The sequence below is a fragment of the Methylocaldum sp. genome (assembly GCF_039794385.1).
Lineage (GTDB): Bacteria > Pseudomonadota > Gammaproteobacteria > Methylococcales > Methylococcaceae > Methylocaldum.
The window spans coordinates 1-6,869 of record NZ_JBDIVO010000254.1 but is presented as its reverse complement, the minus strand read 5'-3'; the positions used below and the strand labels follow the sequence as shown (position 1 = coordinate 6,869).

The window sequence follows — 6,869 nt, the reverse complement described above, 5'->3', positions numbered from 1 at the left end:
CGCGAAGCGCTGGAGTGTTATATACGAAAGAAGTATAAGTTCCCTACGGAATAGCCGATGGGTATTGAGACAACTTTGGCGGGCTAGGGTGTGAATCGGAAGGGGGTATGCGTATTCCACCTTGTGCGCGCGGCGAATGGATCGGCCCCTCTCGTTCGCTTTTTGGAGTCGTACAAGCGTTGGCCAGCTGGTCTCGAGCATGACCTTGTATTCATTCTCAAGGGCTTTCATCGAAACCATATTGATTCTGACGTCGCGAACTGGCTGGCGTCTGTTCCCCATAAACGTCTGTTTGTGGAAGACTGGGGGTACGACATTACCGCTTACTTCAAAGCGGCAAGACAAGTCTCTTCAGATTATGTCTGTTTCTTGAACTCGTTCTCTGAGATCCTCGGCGCAGGATGGCTCGAGTTCCTTCTTCGAGCCGTTCGGCATCCCGGAGCGGGGGTGGCTGGCGCGACCGGGTCTTATCAAGGGTTCCATTCCGACTGGCGCGCTGCCCCAGACCCGAGCCTCGTACCAGCGCGTCCAAAGTGGAAGCAACAACTGCTCAAGGTACCGTTGGTGCAGGAGTTAGCAGTCATTCGTCGACGGTTCTTATTCCCCGACTTTCCCAACCCGCATCTCCGTACGAACGCATTTGTTCTAGCACGCGACCTCATGATGAGTTTACGCCCACAAGTAACTCTGACAAAGCGATGCGCATACAGTTTCGAGTCTGGAAAGCACAGCATGACGGCACAGATTCGAAAAGGCGGAAAACAGATTCTGGTGGTGGGAAGAGACGGAAGGGCTTATCCAGTGGAGGAATGGATGGATAGTCGGACCTTTTGGATTTCGCGGCAAGAAAACTTGTTAATTGCAGACAATCAAACACGTGGCTATCTTGCAGCAGAACCCCGCATGCAGCAAATGTTCACCTGGTACGCATGGGGGTCACGGGGTCTCGCTACATGCCACACGCGAACGAGTGAACTAACTGCATGACTTCCGAGCTTAAGGTCAAATGCCCGCAATGTGGAGCGCCGTCCGTTCTTTGCTTCAGCACCGGGGATCTAAACCGCAAACTAACGAACGCGACATTTTTCTACCATGAATGCGGAAGCTGTTCGCTAATCTTCCTCCACCCCGTTCCGAAGAGCTTGGCGCCCTATTACCCTGAAGGCTATTACGACCTGCCGGCAACTCATGAAGCTCTGGCGGCGAACGCCAAGCATGAGGCATACAAGATCGAGCTTGTTAGAAGACACGTCAGAAAAGGGCGCGTCATTGAGGTCGGCCCGGCTACTGGAGGGTTCTGCTATCTCGCTAAGGAAGCAGGATATGATGTCGAGGCGATTGAGATGGATCAGCGTTGCTCCAACTTTCTGCGATCCGCTCTTGGAATTAAGGTGTTGAACAGCGCAACCGAAACGGAGGCCCTGCGGTCACTGCAGCCCGCGAATGTAATTGCGCTTTGGCATGTTCTCGAACATCTACTTGATCCTTGGAAGATGCTTGAGGCGATTCAAGATCGACTTTCGCCCGGGGGAATCGCAGTAATCGCAACCCCAAACCCCCAAGCCATCCAGTTTCAAATCTGGGGCAAGCGTTGGGTTCACGTTGATGCCCCTAGACATCTTTTCCTCATTCCGTCGGCGGTGCTGGTACACAGGATGCGCCGTCTTGGACTGGAACTCGTCGAGTTGACAACTCGCGACCCAGGAGGAGTCGGCTGGAACCGCTTTGGTTGGGTATTTGGGGCATCAAATCTTTCCCCAATTTCCGCTCTAGATCGGCCGTTCAGGGCCATTGGCCGATTGATTGGACTTGCCGCCGCGCCGTTCGAGGGCATCGAGGGTAAGGGAGCCGCCTACACAGCGATATTTAGAAAGTCCATTGGATGAAGTTCTCGGTGCTCATCCCCACAAGAGACCGGCTTGAGCTCCTGAGGTACGCAGTTCAGTCTGTGCTTGATCAGGATTACGGCGACTGGGAATTGATCGTTGCCGATAACGCCTCCGATAGCGACGTTCACGCTTTTGTTCAGTCATTGGCTGACAGCAGAGTTACTTATATTAGGACGGAAGAAGTAGTTCCCGTTACCGAAAATTGGAATCTTGCGCTAAAAAAGGCGTCTGGAGATTACATCATCATGCTCGGGGACGATGACTGTTTGATGCATAGTTGCTTGTCGATAGCCGCATCCATCATTGAGGCAAACGGCTTTCCTGACGTTCTCTATACAGAAGCGATCCAGTTCGCTTACCCGGGAGTAATGCCTGGTTTTGAGGAAGGTTTCGTTCAGTATGGTTATTGCAAGTTTCTCACTGGAGAGACTGAGCCTTTCGTCTTGGAGAAATCGGTCGCGAAGCAATGCGTGAAGGACGCAGCTAGTTTTCGGATAGCTTATAGTTACAACATGCAGCACTCGTTCGTGAGCAAGACGATCGTCAATAGGCTTCGTGAAGTCGGGGACTTTTTCCAGTCTCCGTATCCCGACTACTATGCTACCAACGCATTGATGTGGACAGCAGATCGCATCGTTGTCTGTCCTTGGGCCCTCGTCGCCATCGGAATTAGCCCCAGATCCTTTGGCTACTACTACTTCAATCGAAGGGAGCACGAGGGGGAGGCGTTCCTGAAGAACGTCGCCGACCCAGACTTGGCCAGGCTTGCGCAGGACATCCTGCTGCCGGGTTCTAACATGAACACGTCCTGGCTTCTCGCTATGGTTGCTCTGAAGCGTAATTTTGGCGAGTCGGAGGACATTCGTATCGCATACTGGCGGTACCGCTTCATGCAGTTCAGATACCTATGGCGAACACTTCCTTCAAATGAATTTTCGGGGATCGTGCGGGAGTACGCGCGTCCGCTTGAGGCGGTGCTATGGCGCGCTATTGGTCTCCTTGACAGGACATTTGGACGTCTGATGCCCAAGCGATTCTGGAACTATAGCGTCCGGTTGGTGTTGGAGGCGGTACACTCATCTCATCCTCGGTACGACTCGAAACGTCACTTGGTCCCCCATAAGAACATCCTCGAGCTTGCTAGATCGCACGAGGAGGCGTTCGATGCGCCGTCAGATTGGCGGCGTCGCGTGCGTGCCACGTAAGTTAAGGCGACGGTGCCCTTTGTTTCCCCTGAACGTTCGATCGCGCCGACACCGTAGATAGAAGCGACCCATACGGGATCCAGTTAGCCGCTCGCGTTCGGCGACGAAAAATGCGACCTAGCTTGGTAACCATCTGCATTCCGGCCTACAACGCGGCGCCCTATCTTGATGCCTCGATTGCCTCAGCGCTCGCGCAGACTTTCACGGACACGGAGGTTCTGGTCGTCGACAATGCATCGACGGACGAGACGACCAAGATTGCTCGCCGTTTCACGCGACAGGATCACCGCGTACGCCTGGCGGTTAACGATACCAATATCGGTATGACCGGCAACTTCAATCGCTGCTTGGAGTTGTCATCATCGCCTTACGTGAAGTACCTCTGCGCTGATGATCTTCTGAGTCCGAATTGCGTCGAGCGGATGCTGGGGATATTGGAGAGTGCGCCCGACATCGTCCTGGTCGGCTCGTCGCGGTATCGGATTTCATCGGCGGGTGAAGTTGTCGAGCGCGTTGGCTTTTCCAGGCAAGATGTATTCATTAATGGGCATGATGTAATCAGCCGCTGCTTCTTTCGTGGTAATGCAATCGGCGAGCCTTCGGCGGTAATGTTCCGCCGCGCCGACGCTGTACGCGGCTTTGAGCTAGAGTACAACCAGGCGGTGGACCTGGAGATGTGGTTTCATTTGCTCGAGAAGGGGCGGTTCGCATTCATTGCAGAGCCGCTGTGCTCCATCCGGGTGCATGAGGGACAGCAGACGGCCCGCAACCTCCGAAGCGGGCGCGTCGTCGCCGACAAGCAACGCCTTTTCCGCGATTTCGCGGGGAAGCCCTATCTTAGAGCCAAGACGTGGGACAGGCTGATATGGGATACGCGTATGGCCTCCAGCGTCGCGAAGGCGGGTCGTGCCATGGGCGAAATTCGGACGCCGTCTATCGGAGAGGTTTACTTTCCGAGCGTCTTCCGCTGGGCGCTGCTGCCGGGCGTCGCGCTTGCGACGGGTTCGGCGAGTTGAAACGAAGGCCTACGGGATCCGCCTGCTAGCTAGCGCCGCGCCGCCGATCGGCCCGTCGTTAAAAAGTAACGGGCCATGCTTCTCATATGCCAGTAGAAATAACGGAGCTTCCTGTGGCTCGCCCGCTGGGCCTCGTGCAGCACAGTGGCGCGGGGGTCGAACCGGATACGATAACCCGCGGCACGTAATCTGGCACAGAGATCAACGTCCTCGTAGTACAGGAAGTAGCCTTCGTCGAAGCCGGCGACCTCAGCGAACACAGACCGGCGGAAGCCCATGAACATGCCTGCGACCCAGTCCACGTCAATTGGAGACTGTTCGATGGCGTAATCAGGGTCCCCGGCTCTCCGCCAGCCGATCGCCTTGAGGAAAATGGAGGCGGGGGTAGGAAAACGACGTGCGCTGTCCTCCAAGGCGCCTGCCGCGTTAATCACTCTCGGGGCAACCACGCCAATGGCATCATTGCATAACTGCTCGATCAGCGCCGGAAACGGATCACTGCGAAGACGGACATCCGGGTTGACCACGAAAAAGCAATCACCCTGGCTTTCACGGAAAGCGGCGTTGTGGTTGGCTCCGAATCCCCGCGGTCGCGGGTTACTCAGCAGACGCATCGGAAAGGGATACGCACCCCGGTCGATCTCCGGCTCGGCCAGGTTATACGTAAGCAATACCTCCACGGGAACCGTCACGTGCTCGGCAACATCGGCAAGGAGATTCTGTACCATCCCGATTTGGCCATGACTCACGATCGATAGCGATGCGAACGCCGCAGGCTGCGGGCGAAACTCAGGATCGGTGTTCTCAGGCATGGTGTTTTCTGATCAGGCTTGCACCCTTTTCCGTTGCCTGCATTATCGCAGATGGCGGTTTCCGGCTCTCCAGTGGCGGCCCACGAATCACTCGGTGACGCCGCGGACATGGACTGCAGATTATGCGTGTACTTTTGACTGGCGCGACCGGCTTCGTCGGTAACGCCCTCGTTCGCGAGCTTGCCGCGCGCGGCCATTTTGTCCGAAGGGCGGTGCGCCAAATGGTGGATACGACGGTCACGGGATCGGGATCTGCCGTTGAAGCTATTGCCGTCGGCGAAGTTTCCGGACAGACAGACTGGAGCAGTTCACTCGCCGGAATGGACGCTGTCGTCCATCTCGCGGCCCAAGTCCACGGGTTGCGAAAAGAGCCCCTTGTGGCCGGCGCTTCATACGATGAAGTCAACCGCGCCGGCACCGAGCGCCTCGCGCGTGCGGCAGTCGCGTTCGGAACGCGGAGGTTCGTGTTTCTGAGCACGCTCAAGGTGCACGGGGAGGACAGCGGCTGCGGGGCCTTCCGCGAGAGCGACGCGCCCCGCCCCGCCGATCCATACGCCGTGTCCAAGTGGCGGGCCGAGCAGGTACTGAACGGGCTCGCGTCCGTTGGTGGGTTCGAGCTGGTCATCGTTCGCCCGCCGCTGGTGTACGGACCCGGGGTGAAGGCCAACTTCCTGGCCCTGATGAAAGCCGTGGACCGCGGCTGTCCGCTGCCGCTCGCCGCGGTGGCGAATCGGCGCAGCCTCGTTTACGTCGGCAATCTGGTCAGCGCCATCGTCGCCTGCCTCGAGCACCCGGCGGCGGCGGGCAAGACCTATCTCGTCGCCGACGGCGAGCCGATCTCGACGCCGGAACTGATCCGCGGCATCGCCCGGGCCCTGGGCCGGCCGGCGCGGCTGCTGCCGGTGCCGGCGGGCGTGCTGCGCCTGGCCGGCCGCCTGGTGGGGCGCGGCGACGCCGTGGAGCGGTTGCTGGGATCGCTCGCCGTCGACGACACCCGCATTCGGCGCGAGCTGGGGTGGACGCCGCCGTTTTCTATGGACGAGGGGCTGCACGCCACCGCGGCGTGGTACCGCGCGCTGATCGGCCGCTGAACCGCGGCAGGCGACCTGGGGTCCGGGCCGGATAACGTGGCCCGTCGGCCGCCTCGCCGGTTGCCTGCCCGTTATGGAACGTGACGATGTGCAGGTACCCGATGATCCCGGCTTGCAAATACCCTGCGCATCCGCTTAAATACCGCATCGTTCATTCCATGAACGATAAAAATCTTATAAATTCAAATTACTAATCGCTACTTTGCCGGGAATCGCGGATCGTGGGCCGATTCGTGAAACAGGGCATCCAGACATAGTCGGGATGGACGAGCACGGATACCGCATCCTAAGCCTTCTCGAGCGCAATTCGTCGTTCAGCCAACGCAAGCTTGCGTCCGCGCTGGGTGTCAGTCTGGGCAAGGTGAATTCCTGCCTCAAGGCCCTGGCCGAAAGCGGAATGCTCAATGCAGGAAGCTCCCGCGGCAGTCGGAGCAAGCGCGGCTACCTCTACTGCCTGACCCGCAAGGGTATCCGGGAAAAGTCGCGCGTGACGGCGGAGTTCCTGCGGCTGAAAGAGTCGCAATACGAGGCTCTCCGCAAGGAAATCGCCCACCTGCGTGCCGAGCTTGCCCGGGCAGGTGACACCGCCGGCTTCGGCGATCACGGACTGCTGGAGGGTTCCGGCACCGTCGAGCAAACCCGGAACTCCGCCAATGGATGACGGCGCCGCCGAAACGGTCATCGGGCCGGACCATCGCGCCGCACATTATTGGCAGGATCTTTGGCAGTACCGTGAACTGCTCTGGTTTCTTTCATGGCGCGACGTGCTGGTGCGCTACAAACAGACGGTCTTCGGAGTCGCGTGGGCGCTGGTCCGGCCGCTGCTCACGATGCTGGTGTTTACCCTGGTATTCAG

6 protein-coding genes and 1 pseudogene are annotated in these 6,869 nt (G+C 58.1%); 6 read left to right on the top strand and 1 reads right to left on the bottom strand.

The genetic code is table 11. The annotated features are described in order from the left end of the window. Positions 1–983: 983 nt before the first annotated feature. The 3 genes from ABJK70_RS17890 to ABJK70_RS17880 all read left to right on the top strand — a co-directional run bounded on the left by ABJK70_RS17890 (position 984) and on the right by ABJK70_RS17880 (position 4,110). Complete coding sequence (locus ABJK70_RS17890; protein ID WP_347258655.1) at positions 984–1,886, top strand: class I SAM-dependent methyltransferase; 903 nt, start codon at positions 984–986, stop codon at positions 1,884–1,886. Next, complete coding sequence (locus tag ABJK70_RS17885) at positions 1,883–3,094, top strand: glycosyltransferase family 2 protein (protein WP_347258654.1); 1,212 nt, start codon at positions 1,883–1,885, stop codon at positions 3,092–3,094. The genes ABJK70_RS17890 and ABJK70_RS17885 overlap by 4 nt, the downstream gene beginning before the upstream one ends. A gap of 110 nt (positions 3,095–3,204) precedes the next feature. Further along, on the top strand, positions 3,205–4,110 hold the full coding sequence (locus ABJK70_RS17880; RefSeq protein WP_347258653.1) for a glycosyltransferase family 2 protein: 906 nt from the start codon (positions 3,205–3,207) through the stop codon (positions 4,108–4,110). 29 nt (positions 4,111–4,139) lie between these two features. Here ABJK70_RS17880 and ABJK70_RS17875 read toward each other — a convergent pair whose 3' ends face one another. Further along, positions 4,140–4,922 (bottom strand): glycosyltransferase, encoded by a 783-nt coding sequence (locus tag ABJK70_RS17875; RefSeq protein WP_347258652.1) that lies wholly within the window; start codon positions 4,920–4,922, stop codon positions 4,140–4,142. Positions 4,923–5,044: 122 nt separating this feature from the next. On the opposite strand from ABJK70_RS17875, the gene ABJK70_RS17870 reads away from it, so the two are divergent. From ABJK70_RS17870 to ABJK70_RS17860, 3 genes and pseudogenes are all read left to right on the top strand, one after another. Beyond that, positions 5,045–6,013 (top strand): SDR family oxidoreductase, encoded by a 969-nt coding sequence (locus ABJK70_RS17870; protein WP_347258651.1) that lies wholly within the window; start codon positions 5,045–5,047, stop codon positions 6,011–6,013. A gap of 262 nt (positions 6,014–6,275) precedes the next feature. Then, the gene (locus ABJK70_RS17865; protein ID WP_347258650.1) at positions 6,276–6,674 is read left to right on the top strand and encodes a MarR family EPS-associated transcriptional regulator; all 399 of its coding nucleotides are present in this window, start codon (positions 6,276–6,278) and stop codon (positions 6,672–6,674) included. After that, positions 6,667–6,869, top strand: a pseudogene (locus tag ABJK70_RS17860) (ABC transporter permease); the annotation flags it as partial. The gene ABJK70_RS17865 and the pseudogene ABJK70_RS17860, both read left to right, overlap by 8 nt.

Excerpts from the sequence above, each read along its gene's own strand:
- ABJK70_RS17890 (WP_347258655.1), top strand. The coding sequence starts at position 984 with ATGACTTCCGAGCTTAAGGTCAAATGCCCGCAATGTGGAGCGCCGTCC.
- ABJK70_RS17885 (WP_347258654.1), top strand. The coding sequence starts at position 1,883 with ATGAAGTTCTCGGTGCTCATCCCCACAAGAGACCGGCTTGAGCTCCTG.
- ABJK70_RS17880 (WP_347258653.1), top strand. The coding sequence starts at position 3,205 with ATGCGACCTAGCTTGGTAACCATCTGCATTCCGGCCTACAACGCGGCG.
- ABJK70_RS17875 (WP_347258652.1), bottom strand. The coding sequence starts at position 4,922 with ATGCCTGAGAACACCGATCCTGAGTTTCGCCCGCAGCCTGCGGCGTTC.
- ABJK70_RS17870 (WP_347258651.1), top strand. The coding sequence starts at position 5,045 with ATGCGTGTACTTTTGACTGGCGCGACCGGCTTCGTCGGTAACGCCCTC.
- ABJK70_RS17865 (WP_347258650.1), top strand. The coding sequence starts at position 6,276 with ATGGACGAGCACGGATACCGCATCCTAAGCCTTCTCGAGCGCAATTCG.